This window comes from Pantoea sp. X-Soil-YNGN-844, from assembly GCF_059730595.1.
Genome location: NZ_AP036007.1, coordinates 3,646,353 through 3,670,648, shown reverse-complemented (window position 1 = coordinate 3,670,648; position 24,296 = coordinate 3,646,353). Strand labels below are relative to the sequence as shown.

The 24,296-nt window shown below is 56.9% G+C and carries 25 protein-coding genes; 15 read left to right on the top strand and 10 right to left on the bottom strand.

Annotated elements, in window-relative coordinates:
• The first annotated feature begins 63 nt into the window (after positions 1-63).
• From rpe to trpS, 3 genes are read left to right on the top strand one after another with little or no spacing between them, the layout of a single operon-like run.
• The gene (rpe, locus tag AC6I8C_RS17115) at positions 64-747 is read left to right on the top strand and encodes a ribulose-phosphate 3-epimerase (RefSeq protein WP_497823113.1); all 684 of its coding nucleotides are present in this window, start codon (positions 64-66) and stop codon (positions 745-747) included.
• Positions 731-1,408, top strand: coding sequence for a phosphoglycolate phosphatase (locus AC6I8C_RS17110; RefSeq protein ID WP_497823112.1), 678 nt, complete (start codon positions 731-733; stop codon positions 1,406-1,408). The genes rpe and AC6I8C_RS17110 overlap by 17 nt, the downstream gene beginning before the upstream one ends.
• A 16-nt stretch (positions 1,409-1,424) precedes the next feature.
• Positions 1,425-2,426, top strand: a complete 1,002-nt coding sequence (gene trpS, locus AC6I8C_RS17105; RefSeq protein WP_013359276.1) for a tryptophan--tRNA ligase — start codon at positions 1,425-1,427, stop codon at positions 2,424-2,426.
• A 55-nt stretch (positions 2,427-2,481) separates the two neighbouring features.
• Here the strand turns inward: trpS and cysG are convergent, their stop codons facing one another.
• From cysG to nirB, 3 genes are read right to left on the bottom strand one after another with little or no spacing between them, the layout of a single operon-like run.
• Positions 2,482-3,846, bottom strand: a complete 1,365-nt coding sequence (gene cysG / locus AC6I8C_RS17100) for a siroheme synthase CysG (protein WP_497823111.1) — start codon at positions 3,844-3,846, stop codon at positions 2,482-2,484.
• Positions 3,847-3,891: 45 nt separating this feature from the next.
• Positions 3,892-4,218, bottom strand: coding sequence for a nitrite reductase small subunit NirD (gene nirD / locus AC6I8C_RS17095; protein ID WP_497823110.1), 327 nt, complete (start codon positions 4,216-4,218; stop codon positions 3,892-3,894).
• Complete coding sequence (gene nirB / locus AC6I8C_RS17090) at positions 4,215-6,755, bottom strand: nitrite reductase large subunit NirB (RefSeq protein ID WP_497823109.1); 2,541 nt, start codon at positions 6,753-6,755, stop codon at positions 4,215-4,217. The genes nirD and nirB overlap by 4 nt, the downstream gene beginning before the upstream one ends.
• 221 nt (positions 6,756-6,976) lie before the next feature.
• On the opposite strand from nirB, the gene AC6I8C_RS17085 reads away from it, so the two are divergent.
• Positions 6,977-8,254: a cytosine deaminase gene (locus AC6I8C_RS17085; RefSeq protein ID WP_497823108.1), complete on the top strand. Its 1,278-nt coding sequence runs from the start codon at positions 6,977-6,979 to the stop codon at positions 8,252-8,254.
• A gap of 35 nt (positions 8,255-8,289) precedes the next feature.
• On the opposite strand, the gene tsgA is transcribed toward AC6I8C_RS17085, so the two are convergent.
• On the bottom strand, positions 8,290-9,468 hold the full coding sequence (gene tsgA, locus AC6I8C_RS17080) for an MFS transporter TsgA (protein ID WP_033734170.1): 1,179 nt from the start codon (positions 9,466-9,468) through the stop codon (positions 8,290-8,292).
• 261 nt (positions 9,469-9,729) lie between these two features.
• On the opposite strand from tsgA, the gene ppiA reads away from it, so the two are divergent.
• From ppiA to argD, 5 genes are all read left to right on the top strand, one after another.
• Positions 9,730-10,302 (top strand): peptidylprolyl isomerase A, encoded by a 573-nt coding sequence (gene ppiA / locus AC6I8C_RS17075; RefSeq protein WP_003852970.1) that lies wholly within the window; start codon positions 9,730-9,732, stop codon positions 10,300-10,302.
• Between the two features lie 99 nt (positions 10,303-10,401).
• A complete protein-coding gene (locus AC6I8C_RS17070) occupies positions 10,402-10,572 on the top strand; it encodes a YhfG family protein (protein WP_013359270.1) in 171 nt (56 codons plus the stop codon).
• Positions 10,562-11,155 (top strand): putative adenosine monophosphate-protein transferase Fic, encoded by a 594-nt coding sequence (locus tag AC6I8C_RS17065; RefSeq protein WP_497823107.1) that lies wholly within the window; start codon positions 10,562-10,564, stop codon positions 11,153-11,155. Before AC6I8C_RS17070 ends, AC6I8C_RS17065 begins: the two co-directional genes overlap by 11 nt.
• A 41-nt stretch (positions 11,156-11,196) precedes the next feature.
• Entirely contained in the window at positions 11,197-11,772 is a 576-nt protein-coding gene (locus tag AC6I8C_RS17060) for an aminodeoxychorismate/anthranilate synthase component II (protein ID WP_033784151.1), read from the top strand.
• A gap of 81 nt (positions 11,773-11,853) precedes the next feature.
• Positions 11,854-13,074, top strand: coding sequence for a bifunctional acetylornithine/succinyldiaminopimelate transaminase (gene argD / locus AC6I8C_RS17055; protein WP_222924915.1), 1,221 nt, complete (start codon positions 11,854-11,856; stop codon positions 13,072-13,074).
• 1 nt (position 13,075) lies between these two features.
• On the opposite strand, the gene AC6I8C_RS17050 is transcribed toward argD, so the two are convergent.
• Both AC6I8C_RS17050 and crp read right to left on the bottom strand, forming a co-directional pair.
• Positions 13,076-15,151, bottom strand: a complete 2,076-nt coding sequence (locus AC6I8C_RS17050; protein ID WP_497823106.1) for a YccS/YhfK family putative transporter — start codon at positions 15,149-15,151, stop codon at positions 13,076-13,078.
• A 57-nt stretch (positions 15,152-15,208) separates the two neighbouring features.
• Positions 15,209-15,841 carry a cAMP-activated global transcriptional regulator CRP gene (gene crp / locus AC6I8C_RS17045; protein ID WP_003852956.1) on the bottom strand — a complete coding sequence of 211 codons (633 nt, stop codon included), beginning with the start codon at positions 15,839-15,841 and terminating at the stop codon, positions 15,209-15,211.
• Between the two features lie 303 nt (positions 15,842-16,144).
• Between crp and AC6I8C_RS17040 the strand changes: the two genes are divergently transcribed.
• The gene (locus AC6I8C_RS17040; RefSeq protein WP_283546924.1) at positions 16,145-16,549 is read left to right on the top strand and encodes an OsmC family protein; all 405 of its coding nucleotides are present in this window, start codon (positions 16,145-16,147) and stop codon (positions 16,547-16,549) included.
• Positions 16,550-16,811: 262 nt separating this feature from the next.
• Here the strand turns inward: AC6I8C_RS17040 and AC6I8C_RS17035 are convergent, their stop codons facing one another.
• The 3 genes from AC6I8C_RS17035 to AC6I8C_RS17025 all read right to left on the bottom strand — a co-directional run bounded on the left by AC6I8C_RS17035 (position 16,812) and on the right by AC6I8C_RS17025 (position 18,982).
• Positions 16,812-17,681 carry a phosphoribulokinase gene (locus AC6I8C_RS17035; protein WP_497823105.1) on the bottom strand — a complete coding sequence of 290 codons (870 nt, stop codon included), beginning with the start codon at positions 17,679-17,681 and terminating at the stop codon, positions 16,812-16,814.
• A 61-nt stretch (positions 17,682-17,742) separates the two neighbouring features.
• On the bottom strand, positions 17,743-17,961 hold the full coding sequence (locus tag AC6I8C_RS17030; protein ID WP_013359263.1) for a YheU family protein: 219 nt from the start codon (positions 17,959-17,961) through the stop codon (positions 17,743-17,745).
• Between the two features lie 4 nt (positions 17,962-17,965).
• A complete protein-coding gene (locus tag AC6I8C_RS17025) occupies positions 17,966-18,982 on the bottom strand; it encodes a hydrolase (protein ID WP_013359262.1) in 1,017 nt (338 codons plus the stop codon).
• Positions 18,983-19,040: 58 nt separating this feature from the next.
• Between AC6I8C_RS17025 and AC6I8C_RS17020 the strand changes: the two genes are divergently transcribed.
• A complete protein-coding gene (locus tag AC6I8C_RS17020; RefSeq protein WP_013359261.1) occupies positions 19,041-19,643 on the top strand; it encodes a LysE family translocator in 603 nt (200 codons plus the stop codon).
• A 1-nt stretch (position 19,644) separates the two neighbouring features.
• Here AC6I8C_RS17020 and AC6I8C_RS17015 read toward each other — a convergent pair whose 3' ends face one another.
• Positions 19,645-20,625, bottom strand: a complete 981-nt coding sequence (locus tag AC6I8C_RS17015) for a LacI family DNA-binding transcriptional regulator (protein WP_013359260.1) — start codon at positions 20,623-20,625, stop codon at positions 19,645-19,647.
• 236 nt (positions 20,626-20,861) lie between these two features.
• Here AC6I8C_RS17015 and tauA point away from each other — a divergent pair, with 236 nt between their 5' ends.
• Genes tauA through tauD form a run of 4 tightly spaced genes read left to right on the top strand, consistent with a single transcriptional unit; the run spans position 20,862 to position 24,276 of the window.
• Entirely contained in the window at positions 20,862-21,839 is a 978-nt protein-coding gene (tauA, locus tag AC6I8C_RS17010; protein WP_497823104.1) for a taurine ABC transporter substrate-binding protein, read from the top strand.
• Between the two features lie 9 nt (positions 21,840-21,848).
• The gene (gene tauB, locus AC6I8C_RS17005; protein WP_497823103.1) at positions 21,849-22,616 is read left to right on the top strand and encodes a taurine ABC transporter ATP-binding subunit; all 768 of its coding nucleotides are present in this window, start codon (positions 21,849-21,851) and stop codon (positions 22,614-22,616) included.
• Complete coding sequence (gene tauC, locus AC6I8C_RS17000; RefSeq protein ID WP_013359257.1) at positions 22,613-23,440, top strand: taurine ABC transporter permease TauC; 828 nt, start codon at positions 22,613-22,615, stop codon at positions 23,438-23,440. The genes tauB and tauC overlap by 4 nt, the downstream gene beginning before the upstream one ends.
• Positions 23,437-24,276, top strand: coding sequence for a taurine dioxygenase (gene tauD / locus AC6I8C_RS16995; protein WP_497823102.1), 840 nt, complete (start codon positions 23,437-23,439; stop codon positions 24,274-24,276). The genes tauC and tauD overlap by 4 nt, the downstream gene beginning before the upstream one ends.
• Positions 24,277-24,296 lie beyond the last annotated feature (20 nt).

Here is a 24,296-nt window from a genome sequence, read left to right as displayed (position 1 = left end):
TTTCGTCCGCGACCAACGCATTACGCCAGCCTGAGTGCTGGCGCACAACAGTGGGAGAATCGGATGAAACAATATTTGCTGGCCCCTTCAATCCTGTCGGCGGATTTTGCCCGCCTGGGCGAAGACACAGCCAAAGCGCTGGCGGCCGGAGGTGACGTGGTTCACTTCGACGTAATGGACAACCACTACGTCCCTAATCTGACCATGGGTCCGATGGTGCTGAAAGCACTGCGCGACTATGGCATCACTGCCCCCATCGATGTGCATCTGATGGTAAAACCGGTCGATGCGCTGATCCCGGAGTTTGCCAAAGCCGGTGCCACCTATATTACCTTTCATCCCGAAGCCAGCGAGCACGTTGACCGCACCCTGCAAGTGATCAAAGAGCACGGCTGTAAAGCGGGTATGGTGTTTAATCCGGCGACCCCGCTGAGCTACCTCGATTACGTCATGGATAAGCTGGATATCATTCTGCTGATGTCCGTGAACCCTGGTTTTGGCGGTCAGTCATTTATTCCCGGCACCCTGGATAAACTGCGTGAAGCACGCAGACGTATCGATCAGAGCGGCTACAACATTCGTCTTGAAGTGGATGGCGGCGTGAAGATCGACAATATCCGCGAGATTGCGGCTGCCGGTGCAGATATGTTTGTCGCGGGTTCTGCCATCTTCGGTCATCCTGATTATAAAAAAGTGATCGACGACATGCGCAACGAACTGGAGAAAGCCAATGGCTCATTTCACTGATATTCGTGCGCTGGCGTTTGATCTCGATGGCACGCTGGTGGATAGCGCGCCAGGCCTTGCCGATGCGATCGACCGCACGCTGAACGATCTCCGCCTGCCGCAGGCGGGCCTTGAGCGTGTCTCAACCTGGATTGGCAACGGTGCCGATATCATGATGGCCCGTGCGCTGACCTTTGCGCTGGGCCGTGAGCCCCAGCCGGAAGAGCAGCGTGATGCACGCGCGCTGTTTGACCGCCACTACGCCGACACCGTGGATGCGGGCAGCACGCTGTTCCCACAGGTGAAGCAGACGCTGGATGCCTTAAAAGCTTCCGGGCTGCCGATGGCGATTGTGACCAACAAGCCGACGCCGTTTGTGGCACCGCTGCTTGAATCGCTTGGCATTGCCGATGCATTTTCGCTGATTATCGGTGGCGACGATGTGCCGGTTAAAAAACCGCACCCTGCAGCGATCTTTTTGGTCCTGGGCACCTTCGGCGTACTGCCGAACGAGTTGCTGTTTGTTGGCGACTCTCGCAATGATATCCAGGCGGCGCAGGCGGCGGGCGTGCCCAATGTGGCCATGACCTATGGCTATAACTATGGCGAGCCGATTGCCACCAGCCAGCCCGATTTAACCCTCGACTCTTTCGACGAACTTTTGCCCACACTGGGGCTGTAAATATCAGGACTTAAGTATGAAACCCATCGTTTTCAGCGGCGCACAGCCGTCCGGCGAACTGACCATTGGCAACTATATGGGAGCGCTGCGTCAGTGGGTGCAGATGCAGGATGATTTCCACTGCATTTACTGCATTGTTGATCTGCACGCGATCACCGTGCGTCAGGATCCTGCTGCACTGCGTAAAGCGACGCTGGACACGCTGGCGCTCTATCTGGCCTGTGGTATCGACCCGCAAAAAAGCACCATCTTTGTTCAGTCGCATGTGCCAGAGCACACGCAGCTGAGCTGGATCCTGAACTGCTACGCCTATTTCGGTGAACTGAGCCGTATGACGCAGTTCAAGGACAAATCAGCACGTTACGAAGAGAACATCAACGCCGGACTGTTCGACTACCCGGTGCTGATGGCGGCAGACATTCTGCTCTATCAGACCAATCAGGTGCCGGTCGGTGAAGATCAGAAGCAGCATCTGGAGCTGAGCCGCGATATCGCGCATCGCTTCAATGCGATCTATGGCGATATTTTCCGGGTACCAGAGCCGTTCATTCCGAAGTCTGGCGCGCGCGTGATGTCGCTGCTGGAACCGACCAAAAAGATGTCCAAGTCTGATGACAATCGCAACAACGTGATCGGCCTGCTGGAAGATCCGAAAGCGGTCGTGAAGAAAATCAAACGCGCCGTTACCGATTCTGAAGAGCCGCCAGTGGTGCGCTACGACATCAAAGAGAAAGCGGGCGTCTCTAACCTGTTGGATATTCTGTCGGGCGTGACCGGTAAAACCATCGCTGAGCTGGAGCAGGAGTTCGAAGGCAAGATGTATGGCCACCTGAAAGGTGCAGTAGCCGATGCCGTGTCGGGCATGCTCTCTGAGCTGCAGGAGCGTTATCACAGCTTCCGCAACGATGAAGCGCTGCTGGAGCAGGTGATGCGTGATGGCGCGGCGAAAGCACGCGCACAGGCGCAGGAAACGCTGAAGAAGGTTTACGAAGCGGTAGGCTTTGTCGCGATGCCGTAATGGCTGAGCAGATAAAAAACAGCGGGCATTGTGCCCGCCGTTTTTATTTGCCCATTCAGAACCAGCGCAGGCTGTCGCGCAGACTCACCACGCTGCCGATGATCATCAGGCTGGGACTGCTCACCTGACCGGCTAACGCTTCCAGCTCATTCAGTGTTCCGGTAACCACGCGCTGACGCGTGCTGGTGCCGTTTTCCACCAGCGCCACCGGCATATCGCTGCGCATTCCATGTTTTATCAGCTGCTGCTGAATTTCTCCGGCCTGCGCCAGCCCCATATAAAAAACCAGCGTCTGCTGTTCCGCCGCCAGCGTCTGCCAGGCGAGCGTACCGGATTTCTGCAGATGCCCGGTAACCAGCCTGACGCTCTGCGCATGATTGCGATGGGTCAGGGGAATACCGCTGTAGGCCGCACAGCCCGATGCCGCGGTGATGCCCGGCACCACGCTAAACGGAATTTTCAGCTGTGCCAGCGCTTCCAGCTCTTCACCGCCGCGACCAAAGATAAAGGGATCGCCGCCCTTCAGCCGCACCACGCGTTTGCCGCGCAGCGCCTGTTCGCAGAGCAACTGGTTGATCGCATCCTGCGGCACGCAGTGATGTCCGGCGCGTTTACCGACAAAGATGCGTTCGGCATCGCGGCGCACCAGATTCAAAATCTCATCGGAGACCAACCGGTCATAGACGATGACGTCGGCCTGCTGGATCAGCTGCAGGCCTTTGAGTGTGAGCAATCCGGCATCGCCCGGACCGGCACCGACCAGCGCCACGTCACCCTGACTAGAGATATCTGCGCTAAAAAGCGCGTCGGTAATCTGATCCGCGCGTTCACCGTCGCCGTTAGCCAGCGTCTGGGCCAGCCGCTCGCTGTGAAAGAAGCGCTCCCAGAAGTGGCGGCGGGCATTGAGGGAGCCGAATTGCTTTTTCACTCGTGCACGCAGGCCGCCCGCCCGCTGCGCCAGCTGACCCAGATGCTGCGGCAGCATCGCCTCCAGCTTCTCCCGCAGCAGCCGTGCCAGCACCGGCGCGCGTCCCCCGGAAGAGACGGCGACCATCAGCGGCGAGCGGTCGATGATCGACGGCATAATGGCGCTGGCCTGCTGCGGCGCATCGACCAGATTACAGAAGATCTGCTGTTTTTCAGCTGCGTCTGCCACCTGCTGATTGACCGCGTTATCACTGGTGGCGGCGACCACCAGCCAGCAGCCGGTCAGCCACGCGGGATCGAAATGCCCTGGCAGCAGCGTAACAGCTTTCTGCTGCGCCCATTGCAGGAAAGTGGGGGAGAAATCGGGGGCACCGACCCACAGATCGGCACCGGCCTCCAGCAGCAGGCGCGCTTTTCGCTCCGCCACGTCACCCGCGCCGACCAGCAGACAGCGTCGGCCCTGCAGGCGGCAGAACAAGGGGAAGTAGTCCATCAGAGGTCCTTAAAAAAGCCCGCTAAGGCGGGCTGTTGACAGGCGTTACAGGCAGACTTCAACCTGTCCGGCATTGACCCGCACCGGCCAGGCCGCCACGGAGCGCGTATCATCCTCCATGCAGTAGCCATCGCTGAGGCGAAAATGCTGTTTCTTCAGCGGGCTGGCCACCCACAGCGCATCCTGATGTTCGGCGATAATGCCGCGTGATAGCACGCTGGCGTCGGCAAACGGGTCGATATTGCTGATGGCATAAAGCTGCTCATCGTCGCACGGGCGGAAGATAGCCACCTGCTGACCTTTGACCAGCGCGCAGACGCCCGTGGCGGGCAGAATCTGCGTCAGCGGGCACACCGGATTCCACTGGCTCATAATTCGGTCTCCTCAATCAGGGTCACGGCAATGCGTTCTTCGGGGCGCGCCGGGCGATGCTGATCGCGCTCTGCCACCCGCTGCACAGCAGGATCGCGCTGCGGCGAGTTGATAAAGTGGGCAAAGTGCGTCAGCTGGCTCTCATCTTCCAGCGTCGCCTGCCATTCACAGCGAACGCTGGCACGCAGCGCGGCGAGCTGCTGTTCCATCTGGCTGTTAAGGCCGAGTTTGTCATCCACGATCACGCTACGCAGATAGTCGATGCCACCTTCCAGACTCTCCAGCCACAGCGAGGTGCGCTGCAGGCGATCGGCGGTGCGGATATAGAACATCATGAAGCGGTCGAGATAGCTGACCAGCGTCTGCTGATCGAGATCTGCCGCCAGCAGGTCGCCATGACGCGGTTTCATGCCGCCGTTGCCGCAGACGTAGAGGTTCCAGCCTTTTTCGGTGGCGATAATGCCGACATCTTTGCCCTGGGCCTCTGCGCATTCACGGGTGCAGCCAGAGACACCAAACTTCATCTTGTGCGGTGTACGGATGCCTTTATAGCGGTTCTCGAGCATGACGCCGAAGCCGAGGCTGTCGCCCACGCCGTAACGGCACCAGGCGCTGCCGACGCAGGTTTTCGCCATACGCAACGCCTTGGCATAAGCCTGACCGGTTTCAAATCCGGCCTCGATCAGCTGTGACCAGATAGCGGGCAGATCGTCTTTCTGCGCGCCAAACAAGCCGATGCGCTGCGAGCCGGTGATTTTGGTGTAGAGCTGGTAGCGTTCGGCGATCTCGCCAATCACTTTCAGTCCCTGTGGTGTAATTTCACCGCCGGGCGAGCGCGGGATGACCGAATAGGTGCCATCTTTCTGGATATTGCCCAGATAGAGGTCGTTGCTGTCCTGCAACGGCGCGTGCTGCGGCTTGAGTACGTATTCGTTCCAGCAGGAAGCGAGCAGGGAGCCAACCGCGGGCTTGCATATTTCACAGCCGTAACCCTGACCATAGCGGGCCAGCAGCTCATCAAAGGTTTTAATCTCTTCAACCTGAATCAGGTGATACAACTCCTGACGTGACCAGGCGAAGTGGGCACATAGGTGGTTATTGACCTCGATACCCTGACGACTGAGTTCACTGTTAAGTACCTGGGTAATCAGGGGGATACAACCGCCGCAGCCGGTGCCTGCGCGGGTACTGCTTTTCAGCGCGGCCACGGTATGACAGCCACCCTGAACCGCCCTGATGATGTCGCCTTTGCTGACGTCGAAGCAGGAGCAGATTTGCGCGCTGTCAGGCAGGGAATCGACGCCGATGGCCGGTTTGTCTCCGCTGCCCGCAGGCAGAATCAGCGCTTCCGGGTTATCCGGCAGCGGAATACCATTCAGCACCAGCTGCAGCAGGTTGCCATAATCACTGGTGTCGCCCACCAGCACCGCACCCAGCAGGGTTTTCTGATCTTCGCTGATAATCAGACGTTTGTAGACCGATTTGCTTTCATCCAGCCAGACCACGCAGCGTGCACCTGGCGTGGTGCCGCGCGCATCGCCAATGCCGCCGACATCGACACCCAGCAGCTTGAGTTTGGCGCTCATGTCCGCGCCGGTAAACGCATTATCGCGGCCCAGCAGCTGATCGCTGGCGACCTGCGCCATTTTGTAACCCGGCGCCACAAGGCCATAGACGCGATTCTGCCAGGCGGCGCACTCACCGATGGCGTAAATGGCGGGATCGCTGGTGCGGCACTGGTCATCAATGGCGATGCCGCCGCGCGGACCCAGGGTTAATCCACACTGTTTTGCCAGTTTGTCCTGCGGGCGGATGCCGGTTGAGAAGACAATGAAATCGACTTCCAGCGCACTGCCGTCGGCGAACTGCAGCGTTTTACCGCCGTGCTCATGATGCACTATCTGCTGGGTGTTTTTGCTGGTGTGGACCCGCACGCCCATCTGCTCAATCTTGCGACGCAGCTGTTCCCCGCCTTGCTGATCGAGCTGTTCTGCCATCAGTACCGGCGCAAATTCAATGACGTGGGTTTCAATACCCAGATTTTTCAGTGCGCCCGCGGCTTCCAGTCCCAGCAGGCCGCCGCCAATCACCGCACCGCGTTTGCTGCGGCGCGAGCAGGCTTCAATGGCATTGAGATCTTCGATGGTGCGGTAGACAAAGCAGTCGCTGCCTTCGGCACCGTTAATCGGCGGGATCCACGGGTAAGAACCGGTGGCAAAAATCAGCGTATCGTAGTGAACCGCGCGACCGGTGCTGGAGTGGATGAGCTTCTCATTACGGTTAATGGTGATGGCGCGCTCGCCTAGCAGCAGATTGACCTGATGTTTGTCGTAATACCCTTCACGAACCAGCGACAGCTCTTCGGCGGTGTGGTGGGAGAAGTAAGCGGACAGGTGGACACGGTCGTAGGCGACGCGGGGTTCTTCACAAAAGACGGTCAGCGAAAACTGGTCGGGTTCCGCTTTCTCAAGTAACTCTTCTATGAAGCGGTGGCCGACCATGCCGTTACCGATAACGACGACATTGTGCTTGCTCATTTTTGCCTCAAATTTGCGATATCTGCGGCTACAATAGCGCGCCCTTTCTGGCGCTTATTGATATACATCAACCACGACCCCATATACCCATTAAGAGGTATATGATTGATTTTAATTAAGTTTACCCGTCAGGGCTAACCTGCTGAATATCCTGCATTGCCGCGGGTGGTATGAATCGTGTTAGTTTTAATCACACAGGTTAATCGGATAAGGAATCAGCCATGCTGTCACCTCAGTGGATCAATAACGTGCGTTTACCCTGGCGCGAAGGATTGTGGCAAATCGAAATCGCCGACGGAAAAATAGCCCGAATTTCAGCCCAGCCGCAGCAGCCTTCTCCGGTGGAGCAATCGCTGGACGGCGAGGGCGGCTTAGCCTGCGCGCCCTTTATTGAGCCGCATATTCATCTGGATACCACCCAGACGGCGGGTGAACCGGCATGGAATCAGTCCGGAACGCTGTTTGAAGGAATTGAGCGCTGGGCCGAGCGAAAGGCGCTGCTCAGCCACGAAGATGTGAAACAGCGGGCGTTGCAGACGCTGAAGTGGCAGATCGCCAACGGCATTCAGTTTGTGCGCACCCATGTTGACGTATCTGATCCGTCACTGACGGCGCTGAAAGCGATGCTGGAGCTGAAAGCGGAGATGGCACCCTGGATCACCATCCAGATTGTGGCGTTTCCCCAGGAGGGCATTCTCTCTTATCCCAACGGCGAAGTGTTGCTGGAAGAAGCCCTGCGGCTGGGCGCGGATGTGGTCGGCGCGATTCCGCACTATGAATTCACCCGCGAATATGGCGTCGAGTCGCTGCATAAAACCTTTGCGCTGGCTGACCGCTATGATCGGCTGATCGATGTTCACTGCGATGAGATCGATGATGAACAGTCGCGCTTTGTGGAAACCGTGGCGGCGCTGGCACATCGCGACGGCAACGGCGCACGCGTGACGGCCAGTCATACCACCGCGATGCACTCTTACAATGGCGCGTACGCCTCACGGCTGTTCCGGCTGCTTAAGCTGTCGGGCATTAACTTTGTCGCCAATCCGCTGGTCAATATTCACCTGCAGGGCCGCTTCGACACCTATCCTAAGCGGCGCGGCATTACGCGGGTAAAAGAGATGCTGGAGGCAGAGATCAACGTCTGCTTTGGCCACGACGATGTGTTTGATCCCTGGTATCCGCTGGGCACCGCCAACATGCTGCAGGTGCTGCATATGGGATTACATGTCTGTCAGCTGATGGGCTATGAGCAGATTGATGCGGGTCTGGATCTGATTACGCATAACAGCGCGAAAACGATGCAGCTTGCAGGCTATGGCATTCAGAGCGGCAACGAGGCCAGTCTGATTATATTGCCAGCAGAGAGCGGTTTTGATGCGGTAAGAAGGCAGGTCCCGGTGCGCTATTCAGTGCGTCGTGGCGTGGTGGTGGCGGAGACGAAGCCTGCAGAAAGTGAGATTTACTGGCGGGAACGGGAGCGCGTAGATTTCCGACGTTAACGAGCAGGGCGGCGATCGCTCGCCGCCCTGAAGGATTAATGCGTGACGTGACCGTGAGTACGATGACGGCTGACAAAGCCGAGCAGGGCACACATCACAAATACCACGGCGTAAAGCGCATTCGCCGTCGCCAGTGCGGTATGCACACCACTTTTCTCAACGATAGGCGCCGTGACCACAAAGGTCAACATGGTGCCGACGGTGCCGCACGTCAGAATGAAGTTTACCAGCTTCGGTGACGCCACTTTGGTCTGGAGCGAGCCGAGAGTGATGATGGTGGTATAGATAGCACTTGAGCTGAAGCCCAGAATCATGATGATCCATTTCAGCATGCCGGCATCGCTGCTGCTGACGAACCAATACATCAGCACCGTAGCCAGACCCGCCAGCACCATCAGAATGCGTTGCAGATCGAAGAAGCGCAGCAGGAAGCTGAAGGCCCACATACCGACCATATACGCCGTCCAGAAGCTGCCCACCAGTTGTCCGGCGTCATTGATGTTCATGCCCATAACTTTGGTGGCATATTCCGGCACCCAGGAGATAAAACCGAGCTGGCCCAGAATGTAGCAGAGTGCCGCGACAGCCAGCAGCAGCACGCCCACACCCCATTTCTCTTTCTCAACGGTCGGGCTGTTCTCAGGCTTACGCAGCACCGGGAACTCCACAAACAGCGTCATGACGAAGATGGCGACGTAGATAACGCCGATGCAGACGTAGACCCAGTACCACGGCAGCTGACGCGCCAGCAGAATGCCTGCCAGCACCGGAAACAGCGTGCCCGCCATGCTGAAGAAGGAGTCGGTAAACAGCAGACGTGAACCACGCTGACGGCCTTCATACATGTGAGTGATCAGGAAGGTGCCGATCGACATGGTGATGCCGCTGACCACGCCCAGCACAAACATACAGAGCGAGAAGATGGTCAGATCGCGGCTGGTCATCAGCCCGATTATCGCCAGCACCATCAGGACGAAGCCGAAAATCAGCTGGCGCTTCAGTGGCACAATCACCATCAGCCAGGCGTTCAGGAAGACCGCCGCCAGGATGCCGCTGTTGAGGAAGGTGAAGGTGTTACTCATGCTGGAGATAGGGATCTGGAAATCTTTTGCGATATCGCCCATTACCATGCCGGTAACGATCACCAGCGCGCCGGTCAGCGCGTAGGAGAAGAAGCTTATCCAGGTAAGGCCAATACGATTACGGTTTGTCATGTTCTGAACCTGTTGAGAACCGAGTGCCAAAAAGTGTCAGAAAGTGTAAACGGAACTGTGATCTTAATAAACAAGCAGTGAAACTACAGATCCATATTTCATGTGTTGTGTGATTTTAATCACGTAATTACGGTTGTTTAACGTTTGCTCAGCGCTTTTGCCGCAACAGCGTAAATATAGGTAAAACGCTGGCTCATGGAATAGAGTCTCTTTACAATCAATCACGTTTTTGTGCCCGCTCTCCCAGGTAAGGAATCTTTCATGTTTAAACGTACTTTAACAGCGGCCATCACCCTGTTAGCGCTCTCTTCCGTTTCCGCCCAGGCGCTGGCCGCAAAAGGTGACACCCACGTTCTGCTCACCACCTCCGCCGGCAATATCGAACTCGAACTGAATAACCAGAAAGCGCCGGTTTCTGTGAAAAACTTTGTTGATTACGTCAACAACGGTTTTTACAACAACACCATTTTTCATCGCGTGATCCCGGGCTTCATGGTGCAGGGTGGTGGCTTCACCACGGATATGCAGCAGAAGCAGACCAACGCGCCAATTAAAAACGAAGCGGACAATGGACTGCGTAACCTGCGCGGTACCATCTCTATGGCGCGTACTGCCGATAAAGACAGTGCCACCAGCCAGTTCTTCCTCAACGTTGCGGATAATGCCTTCCTCGACCACGGCCAGCGCGATTTCGGCTATGCCGTATTTGGTAAGATTGTGAAAGGTCAGGATGTGGTTGAAAAAATTTCTCAGGTTCCGACCAAAGATGTGGGTCCATACCAGAATGTGCCATCCAAACCGGTAGTTATCCTCTCCGCTAAAGTCCTGCCTTAACGCTTTTTGTCGCCATCTGCGGATGGCGACCGCCTGCCGCTTCCGGCAAAGCCAGAATTTGCTCTTATACTTAGGGCAAAAACCTGAGCAGGAGGCGGTATGGCGAACAAACTCACCGAAAAACAGAAGGTCACTCTGTGGCAACAGCGGCGTAGCGCCAGCTATCAGGCCAGCTGTAAGCTGGAAGGCTTTGCGCCGAATGAAACCAGCCTGAACAGTGAAGATGCGGCTGCACGCCTGGCGTCACTGAGGAGGCAATATGGACTCTAATACCGCTGTGACCCAGGATCCTTACCTGTGGCAGCATGACACGGTGCTGAAAAATCTGGCCGACATTCATGACGCCGCGCAACTGCGCAAGGCGGAGCTGAGCTTCAGTGCAGCGCGTGCCGCCACGCTGGAACTGGGGCCGCGTAATCCCGGATTGCCTTACCTGCGCCAGATCCACCGCACGCTGTTCCAGGACATTTACAGCTGGGCCGGCGAACTGCGCACCATCGATATCTGGCGTGATGAGACGCCGTTCTGCCATTTTGAATATATCGAAAAGGAAGGTAACGCGCTGATGGCTGCGCTGGAAGAGGAAAAAGGACTCGCTGAGCTGCCGCGTGACGCGTTTATCCAGCGCATCGCCCATTACTACTGCGAAATTAATATGCTGCATCCTTTCCGTCATGGAAATGGCCGCGCGCAGCGGATTTTCTTTGAACAGCTGGCGCTGCATGCCGGTTATCTGCTGTCGTGGGAAGAGACGGACGCGGAGAGCTGGAAAACCGCTAATCAGGCGGGTGTAGCCGGAGACCTGACTCCGCTGGAGCAGGTGTTTGCGAAAGTGGTGAGTGAGGCGGCTTAACCGCGTAGAATAGCGGCGCGGTTTATCATTCTGGACGCGTCATGCTGCTGCTTATCGACAATTACGACTCCTTTACCTGGAATCTTTATCAATACTTCTGCGAGCTGGGCGCGCAGGTTCAGGTGGTGCGCAATGATGCCATCACCCTGGAGCAGATGGCAGCGTTACCGCTGACCCATCTGGTCATCTCCCCTGGCCCCTGCACGCCGTCAGAGTCGGGCATCTCGCTGGCGGCGATTCGGCATTTCGCCGGTAACGTGCCGGTGCTGGGTGTCTGCCTGGGCCATCAGGCGATTGCGCAGGCCTATGGCGCGAAGGTGGTGCGGGCGCGTCAGGTGATGCACGGCAAAACCTCCGCGATTCAGCACACCGGCCAGGGTGTGTTCCGAAATCTCAATAATCCCCTTACCGTTACCCGCTACCACTCGCTGATTGTGCAGCGCGATTCCCTGCCCGATGCGTTCGAGGTGACGGCCTGGACGGTGCGTGACGGCGAGCCTGACGAAATTATGGGATTCCGCCATAAAACCCTGGCGCTGGAAGGCGTGCAGTTCCATCCCGAGAGCATTCTCAGCGAGCAGGGACATCAGCTGCTGCGCAATTTCCTTGCGCAATAAGTTGCCTTTGAGTGATTTTTTATGCATATTTTGTGATTATTATTTCAATGTTGCACAATAATCATTCAAATGGGGTCACTAATGGCAGCGGAAAAAATTGCGGTCACGCGGGAGACGTTCGATAACGTTATTTTGCCTGTTTATGCACCTGCGCAGTTTGTGCCGGTAAAAGGCAAGGGCAGTCGCGTATGGGATCAACAGGGCAAAGAGTATATCGACTTCTCGGGTGGTATTGCCGTTACCGCACTTGGACACTGCCATCCTGCGCTGGTGGAAACACTGAAAAGCCAGGGCGAAACGCTGTGGCACACCAGCAATGTCTTTACCAACGAACCGGCACTGCGTCTCGCCAGTAAGCTCATTCAGGCGACCTTTGCCGATCGCGTCTTCTTCGCCAACTCCGGTGCCGAAGCGAATGAAGCTGCGTTTAAGCTGGCGCGTTACTACGCCTGCAAACGTCATAGCCCGTTCAAAAGTAAGATCATCGCGTTTCATAACGCTTTTCATGGCCGGACGCTGTTTACCGTTACGGTCGGCGGCCAGCCAAAATATTCTGATGGATTCGGCCCGAAACCGGCGGATATTGTCCACGTGCCGTTCAATGACCTGGACGCCGTGAAAGCGGTAATCGACGATCACACCTGTGCCATTGTGGTTGAACCGATTCAGGGTGAGGGCGGCGTCATGCCCGCGACGCAGGAATTTATGCAGGGACTGCGTGCACTTTGCGATCAGCATCAGGCGCTGCTGGTACTGGACGAAGTGCAGAGCGGTATGGGACGTAGCGGCAAACTGTTCGCCTATGAGCATTATGGCGTCCAGCCCGATATTCTGACCTCAGCCAAAGCGCTGGGCGGCGGTTTCCCGGTGAGCGCCATGCTGACCACTAACGAGATCGCCTCAACCATGGCACCGGGCGTGCATGGCACCACCTATGGCGGCAACCCGCTGGCCTGTGCCATTGCTGAAACCGCGCTGGATATTATTAATACGCCGGAGGTGCTGGCGGGCGTGGAGATGCGTCGTCAGCACTTTGTCACGGCGCTGCAGGCCATCGACGCGAAGTATGACCTGTTCAGTGACATTCGCGGCAAAGGTCTGCTGATTGGCGCGGCGCTGAAACCTCAGCATGCCGGCAGGTCGCGCGACATCCTGAATGCAGCTGCCGCTGAAGGGGTGATGGTGCTGGTGGCCGGCACCGACGTGATGCGCTTTGCCCCGTCGCTGATCATCGAGCCTGCTGACATTGAAGAGGGCATGAGCCGCTTCGCCACCGCCGTCGGCAAAGTGCTCAACGGCTAGCTTAGTTTTTGCGTAAGCGTCTGATTAGCCAGCGGCCATGTTGCGGTCGCTGGTTCCACGCCAGCGATGAAATGGTGTACATCACGCTCAGGTGATCGAGAATGCGCCGCACATGCTGTTCCACCACCGTGATCGGTCCCTCACTGATGTTCTCCAGGTCATCCAGCAGATTCACCTGTGAGCTTTCACCATCATATTCCAGCCGCTGCTGACACCGCTGCAGCGCAATTTCGCAGGATTGCAGATAGCGTTGAGCCAGCGAGGCGGTCAGCATCGTGTGCTCGCGCGCCAGAATCGTTATCGCATTGATATGCTCGACGATAAACTGACTGTGGGTGACCCAGAGCCGCATATCACTCAGATAGCGGGCGTTGAATGCCGGTTCCTGCATCGCCTGATTCAGTGAGTTAAACAGCGCATTGTGTGCCTGATTCACTTTCACGCGCTGATAAGCCAGTTTCTCTGACGACTGTTCATCGCCCAGCAAGAGCCGCAGCGCATCCTGATAGGTTTCCAGCGCGTCGTGGGCGTTCTGCCGCAATAAGCCGCTCTGCCACTGCGGCCACAGCCACAGCATCCCACCAAAGGCGATCAGACAACCCATCAGCGTATCCATCAGTCGCGGCAGCAGAAACTGCGCGCCATTCAGTGACAGCAGTTGCAGTGAGTAAACCGCCGTAACCGTAAAGCCAATCATCGACCAGCCATAGAACTGGCGGGTAAAGCGATAGCTGATAAAGGTGATCGCCAGCATGATCATCAGTACCAGTGACTCCGGCACCGCCAGCCGCAGCGTGGCAGCCGCAATCACCAGTCCTGCAAAGGTGCCCAGCGCCCGGTGCTGGATACGGACGCGGGTGGCGCTGTAGCCGTTCTGGCTGACGAACATAATGGTCATCAGGATCCAGTAGGGTTTAGGGATGTTGAAGAACAGCGCCAGCGCGCTGCCCAGCATCAGCATCACCGCAAAGCGACCTGCCGTGCGCAGCGCCGACGAGCGAAACGAGAGATAGCTGCGCAGCGCCGGTAACAGCGGCAGGCGGCGCTGGCGGTCTGCCATCAGATCGCGCTGGTAAAGCGGCTTCTGGGTGCGCAGCACGCGCGCAATGCGGTTGAAGTGATAAAGGCAGAAGTTACCCACCGGATTATCGGGATGCTGATGAGCAATTTTCTCCAGCGCGCCGAGCTGTTTATCCATCGCAAAGCGGTCGGGTAACTGGTGATAAAGGATGTTATCCGCCAGTACCCGCAGCCGGGCCGAGATGGTTTTGGCATTCCAACGGATCACCGCTTCAGCATGGCTCTGCTCCACCAGCTTTTGCACCTCTTCCGGGCGGTGCAGGCTGACCGAGATATGCTCCTGCAGATCGAGTGCCACCTGGAAAGCGCGCGTCAGCCGCTTATGGCTGTGATCGCGGCTGGCCGACAGCATGTGCATCTGCTGATAACAGGTGTTGATCAGATCGACCACTTTCTGCTGGTGAGCCAGCAGCGGCGGCAGCGCTTTTTCGGGATCGGTCAGCTGCGTCAGCAGGGTATATTTGGCGTCGCAGTAGTTGGCCAGCTCGCGGTAGATCAGGCTCAGGCTCTCACGCATCGGCTGCTCTTTCCACAGCCAGAACCAGAACCAGTTAAATACCCCATACCAGAGCGTGCCGCCGATATAGAGCAGCGGAGTGACATAGATGGGCATGCGGCCAATCAGGCTGAGTGTAAAGATCGCGGCAATAAGGGTGCCGGGCAGCAGACGGCCATGCAGCGGGCTAATCTCACCGGTGACGCCAAGCAGCAAAGGCATAGCGAAGAGGATCAGCGGCAGTGGAATCGCATGCAGAGTGAGCCACTGAATCAGAAAGCTGCCGAGGGCAAACAGGCTGCCGCCCACAATCAGACGTTTGAAGAAGCGTTTATGCGGGGTATCCAGACCGGCGATATTGCAGCAGGCGGGCACTAACGAGAACAGCAGACCTTTTTGCAGGTCGCCAGCCAGCCAGCCCAGTGCCACCGGCAGACAGAGCACCAGCGTTTGCCGCAAGGCGTAGTTAACTTCAGGATGGTAAATGATTCGACGCCACATCGGCCCAACACAAACAATAACGGCGTGATGTTGCCATCACGCCGTGGATGACAGGAATTAGCGGGTGCCGTAAACGACGATGGTTTTGCCGTGTGCGGAGATCAGGTTCTGATCTTCCAGCATCTTCAGAATACGGCCCACGGTTTCACGTGAACAACCCACAATCTGGCCAATTTCCTGACGAGTGATTTTAATTTGCATGCCGTCGGGATGCGTCATGGCATCTGGCTGCTTCGCCAGGTTAAGCAGAGTCTGTGCAATGCGTCCGGTGACGTCGAGGAAAGCGAGGTTACCCACTTTTTCAGACGTGACCTGCAGGCGACGCGCCATCTGCGAGGAGAGTCGCATCAGGATGTCGGGGTTAACCTGGATCAGCTGACGGAATTTCTTGTAAGAAATCTCCGCCACTTCGCACGCGCTTTTCGCACGTACCCAGGCGCTGCGCTCCTGACCTTCTTCGAACAGGCCAAGCTCACCAATAAAATCGCCCTGATTCAGGTAGGAAAGAATCATCTCTTTGCCTTCTTCATCTTTAATCAGAACCGCGACGGAACCTTTCACGATGTAGTAAAGCGTTTCTGCTTTTTCACCTTGGTGAATCAGCGTACTTTTGGATGGATACTTGTGAATATGGCAATGGGACAGGAACCATTCGAGTGTAGGGTCTGTTTGCGGTTTGCCGAGAACCATTCGCTATTATCCTCTGTTGTAATCGTGCCCAAAATACAGGGGGCAGTTTTCCCTGTCAGGCGGTGAAAGCTTCAAGCGTTTCCTTTTCAGGAAATTATTCGGGCCGCATCAGGCGCAGTGCGCATCATTCTTCCCGGCTTCGCCATCGGGTGACGAAAAATATTTTCAGCACTGTTTGTAGCACAGCTTTTGCCGACTGTCTTCTGTTGTCTCGCTTCAGCTACGGGCGGATTTCTCTGGATTGCTGTTTACCAGGTGAAAGCGTACTCTGGCGACAAAACAGCGTATTCCGGAGCAAAAATCATGCAGGCAAGAGTGAAATGGGTAGAAGGGCTGACATTCCTCGGAGAATCCTCATCCGGCCATCAGATACTGATGGATGGCAATTCGGGTGATAAAGCGCCCAGCCCAATGGAGATGGTGCTGATGGCGGCGGGTGGATGCAGCGCGATTGATGTGGTTTCAATTCTGCAAAAAGGCCGCAACGATGTGGCTGATTGTGAAGTAAAACTGACCTCAGAACGTCGTGAAGAGGCGCCGCGAATCTTTACGCACATCAACCTGCATTTTATCGTGAGTGGCAAAGCGCTCCAGGATAAAGCGGTCTCACGCGCGGTGGATCTTTCGGCTGAAAAATATTGCTCGGTGGCCATCATGCTGGGTAAAGGTGTGACGATGACGCATAGCTATGAAGTGGTTGAGCTGTAACAGTCGCAAGGGTTATCCCAGACCTGCTAACTTCACTGCCAGTGTCTGATGCAGGTTGCTTTAAGACTGTGCCGGCGCAGAGAACCGGGTCAGATCGGAAAGACGCAAAATCCGCCATCCATGGCATGCTCTTCCCGCGCCGTCCTGGCGCGGGACGCTTTCCTCTTCTGACCCGGTTCCCTGCGTGTTGAGCTTTCGTGTTGCTGTCAGATTTACCGTGCTTTGGCTTTGTTATAGGTTTGAAGAAACCATTTCTGAACTCTTACTCTATCCGTTTACCTTCCATCAGCCGTTTCACCAGCGGCCCCATGATCAGCTCCATGGCCAGACCCATTTTGCCGCCAGGCACCACCAGCGTATTGATGTGCGAGATAAACGAGCCCTGCAGCATCGCCAGCAGGTAGGGGAGGTCGATATCTTCCAGTGCCTGGAAGTGGATCACCACAAAGCTCTCATCCAGTGACGGAATGGCGCGGGCTGCGAACGGGTTGGAAGTATCGATGGTTGGAACGCGTTGAAAGTTGATATGGGTGCGTGAAAACTGGGGCGTGATGAAGTTGATGTAATCTTCCATTGAGCGCACCACGGAATCCATCACTGCTTCACGTGAATGACCGCGCTCGCCGGTGTCGCGTACCAGCTTCTGAATCCACTCCAGGTTAACAATCGGTACCACGCCCACCAGCAGATCGACCTGTTCCGCCACGTTGTGCTGCGCCGTCACCACACCGCCATGCAATCCTTCATAAAAAAGAATATCGGTGTTCTGCGGTAGCGGCTGCCAGGGCGTAAAGGTGCCGGGCACCTGGTTCCACGGCACCGCCTCATCGTAAGTGTGCAGATATTTACGCGACTGCCCCTGCCCGCTGTGACCGTACTCTTTAAAGCTCTGCTCCAGCAGACCAAAGTCATTGGCTTCCGGGCCGAAGTAGCTGACATGACGTCCCAGGTCGCGCGCCTTACGAATCGCCATATCCATTTCCGGGCGGGTAAAGCGGTGAAAGCTGTCACCTTCAAGCTCCGCCGCATGCAGGTCAAGCTGCTGAAAGATTTTGCGGAATGCCAGGCTGGTGGTAGTGGTTCCTGCGCCGCTGGAACCGGTCACCGCGATAATGGGATGACGTGCAGACATAGAAAAGCTCCCTGTGAGGTCGGACGATGAGCATTGTTATCATGAAAGGGTGCCGGGTGCATCAGCCACGAAATTCTTTGCGCGGCATGATATTGACCGATTCATGCAGTTCCGACCACACCAGCACTACTTCACCGGTTTCCAACTGGCGTCGCACATCAGCCACCTTGTCCAGCAGGCTGCGTTCATGCTCGCCATAGTCAGTGCCTTCACGCAGCACAAAGGTTTCAATCAGATTTTCAAGGGTCTCAGGAGAGACTTGTTGCCAGGGAATAATCACGAGATCAGTTATCCAGAAAAGGGGCGATCCACTGCGGGATGCGCTGTTCCAGCCACATTTCGGGCTGGCGTAATGTCCCGCCGACAAAACCGACGTGGCCGCCGTGTGGTGTCAGTTGATAAGTAATAGTGGCAGATAATTGGCTGCTGTGCGGGATCACCTCATCACTCATAAAGGGATCGTCTTTGGCGTGGATGATCAGCAGCGGTTTCTCTGCGTGCTTCAGCCAGGGCATGGCGCTGGCACGATGATAGTAATCGGCTGCATCGACAAAACCGTGGGCACGGGCGGTAATCGCATCATCAAAATCGCGCAGTCGCCGCAGTGCTTTTAGCTGCGCCAGATTGACCGGCAGCGTGTCCGGCCAGGCGTGCAGTTTACGGCGGGCATTTTTCTTCAGTTGCGCCAGCAAATAGTATTGATAGAAGCGTGAGAAGCCGCGTTCCAGTTTTACGCTACACGGCTCAAGCAGCAGCGGGGCGGAGACAATGACGCCTGCATCCACTTCGGCAGCTGCGCCCTGCTGGCCCAGCAGGCAGCCCAGCATATTGCCGCCCAGCGAAAAACCGATGGCGACGGTCGGCACCTGGCCCCAGCGGGTACGCAGCCAGTGCAGGAAAAAGCGGGCATCTTCCGTTTCGCCGGAGTGATAGATGCGATTGAGCCGGTTAGGTTCGCCGCTGCAGCCGCGAAAATGCATCACCACTGCCAGCCAGCCGCGCGCACGGCAGATGTTCATCAGGCCATGAATGTAGGGGCTGTGAAAGCTGCCCTCCAGCCCATGAAACAGCACGACGCGCGGTTTATGCTGCGCCAGTTGTGGATCTTCGCTCCAGGCGAGATCAACGAAGTCGCCATCCGGCAGATCGAGTCGCTGCCAGTGAGGAACGAACGTGACACGGCGACGTAACAGGCGCGGCAGCATCGTCTGCAGGTGCGCGTTACGCAGGCTGTCAGGCGGCGTGAATTGCTCGTTTTCCGGTCCGGTAAATTTCATGTGGTAAAAGCTTGTCTGTTCCATATCACACTGTTAGCTTCGATAAGTTTTTTCTTGCAAGGGTAAGGAGTACCCGATTGCCATGGAACTGAGTCTTTTCTTATCAATGTTGGGCTTTCTTTGGGTCGCGGCGATTACGCCCGGGCCTAATAATATGTTACTCACCGCCTCAGGCGCTAATTTTGGCTTTCTGCGCACCATTCCGCTGATGATCGGCATCATGATCGGCATGCAGGTGATGCTGCTGATGGTGGCCTTTGGCGTTGGCGGTCTGATCCTGCTCTATCCGTCGCTGCACCTGGTGCTGAAGATCGCGGGTAGCCTCTATCTGCTCTGGCTGGCGTGGAAGATAGCGACGTCCAGCTATGAAAAGCTGGAAACCGATCAGGCACCGGATGCGCCGATGCCGTTCTGGCAGGGTGGGTTGCTGCAGCTTATCAATCCTAAGGCCTGGCTGATGGCGCTGGGCGCGGTCGCCAGCTTCAGTCTGGCGGGTGATGCATATCGTCATTCAGTGATGGCGATAAGCGTCGGCATGTTTCTGGTCAATCTGGTGTCAGGCGCGATCTGGATGGCATTTGGCGCGATGATCGGCCGCATTCTGCGCAGCCGTCGCGCCTGGAAAATCTTTAACCTGGCTATGGGGCTGCTGACTGCGGCCTGCGTGCTATTAATCTGGCACTGAGTCAACTGGATGCGCGTTCAACGCGCGTCCAGGGCAGCACCTCACGGATGACCGGCGCATTCGGATTGCGGATCTTCTGCAGCAGCAGCTGCACGCTGCGCGCGCCGAGCTGATTCATCGGCTGCTCAATGGTGGTCAGCGGTGGATTCAGGCTGCGGGTAAACGGCACGCCATCAAACCCGACGACCGCCAGATCTTCCGGCACGCGCAGACCTGCTTCCAGCGCCGCATGCACGACGCCCACCGCCAGTACATCTGATACCGCAAACACTGCATCCGGCGGTTCCGGCAGCGCCATCAACTCCCTCAGCCCCTGGCTGCCTGCTTCAGGAGAGATTTCATAGGTATAAGAGACGCCGGACCACGCATACCCCAGCTCCTCAATCGCCTGTCGGTAGCCTTTTTCACGATGATGCGAGTAGAGATAGCGCATGTCGCCATTGACCAGCCCGATGCGTTTACGCCCTTTACCGGCGAGGTAATGGACGGTGTCGCGCGCGGCTTCAAGGTGATCAATGCTGACCGAGGAGGCGGGAATATCGGGATTAAATTCACAGCACTGCACCCAGGGAGCTCCGGCGATCAGCGCCTGCAAATCCTGTAAGCCGGAGGCCGCATCCATGGTAATCACGCCATCCACCACTTTGCCGGTCAGCAGACTAAGATAGGCGGCTTCGCGCTGAAGCTGCGAGGCGGAGTTACAGAGCAGGATATGATAGCCATGCAGTTCCGCTTCGGCCTCAATGCCCTGAACCACGCGTGAACAGAAGGGATTCGTGATATCCGAGATCAGCACCAGCAGCATGTTGCTTTGCGCCGTACGCAGCTGACGCGCCAGCAGATTGGGCTGATAGTCGCAGGCAGAGATTGCCGCCAGAACTTTCTCACGCGTATCGGGCTTTACACCGGGATGCGCGTTAAGAACCCGCGATACCGTGGCTTTGGAGACGCCAGCCAGCTGAGCGACTTTCTCGATCGACATCGGATACAGAGACCTTAACAGGCAATAATTGGGAACGCATATCAATAGCACAGGGATAATGTGAGCGCCTGACATTTTTGCTTACTTTAGCTATTTTCAGCATTTGCGATTTTTAACTTAGTTTTGCAGATAGTGATCTAAGAACTTATTTCTATTAGGGATAATTTTTAATTCCTTTATGAAACTATAGCGGCCGCAGACACTACCTCCACTATAAAAACGGCGGGGTAATGATCATGGCAGCAACACGTTTAACTTTTTTAGCCGCAGCGCTGGCACTGCTGGCGTTTCGGGCAGATGCGGTCAATGTCACCGTGGCGTACCAGACCTCAGCCGAACCCGCGAAAGTGGCGCAGGCTGACAACAGTTTTGCGAAAGAGAGCGGGGCCAGCGTTGACTGGCGTAAGTTTGACAGCGGTGCAGGCGTCTTACGCGCACTGGCGTCCGGCGACGTCCAGATTGGCAACATCGGTTCCAGTCCGTTAGCGGTCGCAGCAGCGCAGAAACTGCCAATTGAAGCGTTTTTACTCGCCTCTCAGCTGGGCAACTCTGAAGCGCTGGTGGTAAAAAAGACCATTACCTCTCCTAAAGATCTCGTCGGCAAACGCATCGCGGTGCCGTTCATCTCTACTACTCACTACAGCCTGCTGGCTGCACTCAAACACTGGGGCATCAAGCCGTCGCAGGTTCAGCTGGTAAACCTGCAGCCGCCAGCAATTATCGCGGCCTGGCAGCGTGGTGACATTGATGGTGCCTATGTCTGGGCGCCCGCAGTCAATGAGCTGGAGAAAGAGGGCAAGGTGTTAACCGACTCTGCGGAAGTGGGGAGCTGGGGTTCACCGACGCTGGATGTCTGGGTAGTCCGCAAAGATTTTGCCGAACAGCACCCGGAGATCGTGACCGCCTTTGCCCGCAGCGCGATCGATGCGCAGCAGGCCTACCTTAACAGTCCCGACAGCTGGCTGAAGCAGCCTGATAACCTCAGCAAACTCTCACGCCTGAGCGGCGTGCCGGAAGCGCAGGTGCCGGGTCTGGTGAAGGGCAATACCTACCTGACGGCCCAGCAGCAGGTTGAGCAGCTGGGCAAGCCGGTCAATAAGGCGATCGTCGATACCGCGCAGTTCCTGAAAGCGCAGGGCCGGGTGCCGCAGGCAGATAACGACTACAGCAGTTACGTGACCTCCCGCTTCGTCGAGCCATTAGTTAAACCGTAAGGAGGCACCATGCTGCGCATCGCTCACCTTAATGCCCGTTATGCCGGACAGCCAGTGTTGCAGGATATCAATCTGCAACTGGATAGCCAGGAACTGCTGGTCGTGCTCGGCCCCTCCGGCTGTGGCAAAACCACGCTGCTTAATCTGGTCGCCGGATTCCTGCCGGTGGAGTCGGGCAGCATCACGCTGGATAACCAGCCGGTGACCGGGCCAGCCGCGGAGCGCGGCGTGGTGTTTCAGAATGAAGGGTTACTGCCGTGGCGCAACGTGCTGGATAACGTCGCCTTTGGCCTGCAGCTGGCGGGGATGCCGCGCCAGGCACGTGAGGCCATAGCGCAGAAACTCATCAGGCAGGTCGGGCTGGAAGGGGCGGAAAAGCGCGCCATCTGGCAGTTGTCCGGCGGTCAGCGTCAACGGGTAGGTATTGCCCGTGCGCTGGCCACCGATCCGCAACTGCTGCTGCTGGATGAGCCGTTTGGCGCACTGGATGCTTTTACCCGTGAGCAGATGCAGACACTGCTGCTGACGCTGTGGCGCGACAGCGGTAAACAGATCCTGCTGATTACACACGATATAGAAGAGGCGATTTTCCTCGCCAGCGAACTGATTCTGCTGTCGCCAGGACCGGGCCGTATCGTGGAGCGGCTACGGCCCGAATTTGGCCGCCGTTTTGCTGCGGGAGAGTCGTGCCGCAGCATCAAATCCGATCCGCAGTTTATCGCCCAGCGCGAATATGTGCTGAGCCGGGTATTTGATCAGCGGGAGGCGTTTGCATGAGCGCGTTAATCCACGATAAGTCTCTGCCGGTGCGCCGTCGGCTGCGCTGGCCGTTTTCAACCGCCTTTACGCTGAGCGTGCTGAGCCTCTCTCTGCTGTTACTGCTCTGGTGGGGCGTCACCGCGCTGGGCCTGATTGCTCCGCTGTTTCTGCCGTCGCCGCAGCAGGTGTTCAGCAAGCTGCTGGTGATTGCCAGCGCGCAGGGCTTTATGGATGCCACGCTGTGGCAGCATCTGGCCGCCAGCCTGACGCGGATGCTGATCGCGCTGACGGCTGCTGCCGCTATCGGTATTCCGGTGGGGATTCTGATGGGCCTCAGCCCGGTAGCTCGCGGCCTGCTCGATCCGCTGATTGAAATTTATCGCCCGATTCCGCCACTCGCCTATCTGCCGCTGATGGTGATCTGGTTCGGCATTGGTGAGACCTCGAAAATCCTGCTGATCTACCTGGCGATCTTCGCGCCCGTGACGCTCTCTACCCTGGCCGGGGTGCGTAACACGCAGCAGGTACGGATTCGCGCCGCTCGCTCGTTGGGGGCTAACCGCTGGCAGCTGCTGCGCTGGGTGATCCTGCCGGGCGCGCTGCCGGAGATTCTGACCGGTCTGCGCATTGGTCTGGGAGTGGGCTGGTCAACGCTGGTGGCGGCGGAGCTGATTGCCGCCACGCGGGGTCTCGGTTTTATGGTGCAGTCAGCGGGAGAGTTTCTCGCCACCGATGTGGTGCTGGCGGGTATCGCAGTGATCGCCTTTATCGCTTTTAGTTTAGAACTCGGGCTCCGCGCGTTGCAGCGCCGTCTGACGCCCTGGAGTGGAGAACAGTCATGAATGAACGTATCAGTTTTACCCCGCTTGGCCCCTATATCGGCGCGCAGGTTTCAAACCTGGATGTCTCCCGGCCATTAAGTGATGCGCAGTTTGAACAGCTTTACCATGGCCTGCTGCGCCACCAGGTGCTGTTTCTGCGTGACCAGAAAATTACGCCGGAACAGCATCGTGCCCTGGCGATCCGCTTTGGCGACCTGCATATCCATCCGGTCTATCCCCACGCAGAAGGCGTTGAGGAGATTATCGTGCTGGATACGCATCAGGATAATCCGCCGGATAACGACAACTGGCACACCGACGTCACCTTTATCGACACGCCACCGGCTATCGCTTTGCTGGCCTCAAAAGTGTTACCGGAGGCGGGCGGTGATACGCTCTGGACCAGCGGCATTGCGGCCTACGAAGCGCTCTCTGAGCCTTTTAAGCAGTTGCTGGCAGGCCTGAGTGCCGAGCATGATTTCAAAAAGTCATTCCAGGAATATAAGTACTGCAAAACCAGAGAGGAGCATCAGCGCTGGCAGCAGGCGGTGGCGAAGCATCCACCGGTGCAGCATCCGGTGATCCGCACGCATCCGGTCAGCGGTAAAAAAGCGCTGTTTGTGAACGAGGGCTTTACCACGCGGATTGTGGATTTAAGCGAGAAGGAGAGCGATGCGCTGCTGGGCTTCCTGTTTGCGCATGCTACCAAACCGGAGTTTCAGGTGCGCTGGCGCTGGCAGCCAGACGATCTGGCTATCTGGGATAATCGGGTGACGCAGCATTATGCCAATGCCGACTACTATCCCGCCCGGCGCATCATGCAGCGGGCAACGGTGCTGGGCGATAAACCGCGTTAAAAAAATCTCCCCGCGAGCGG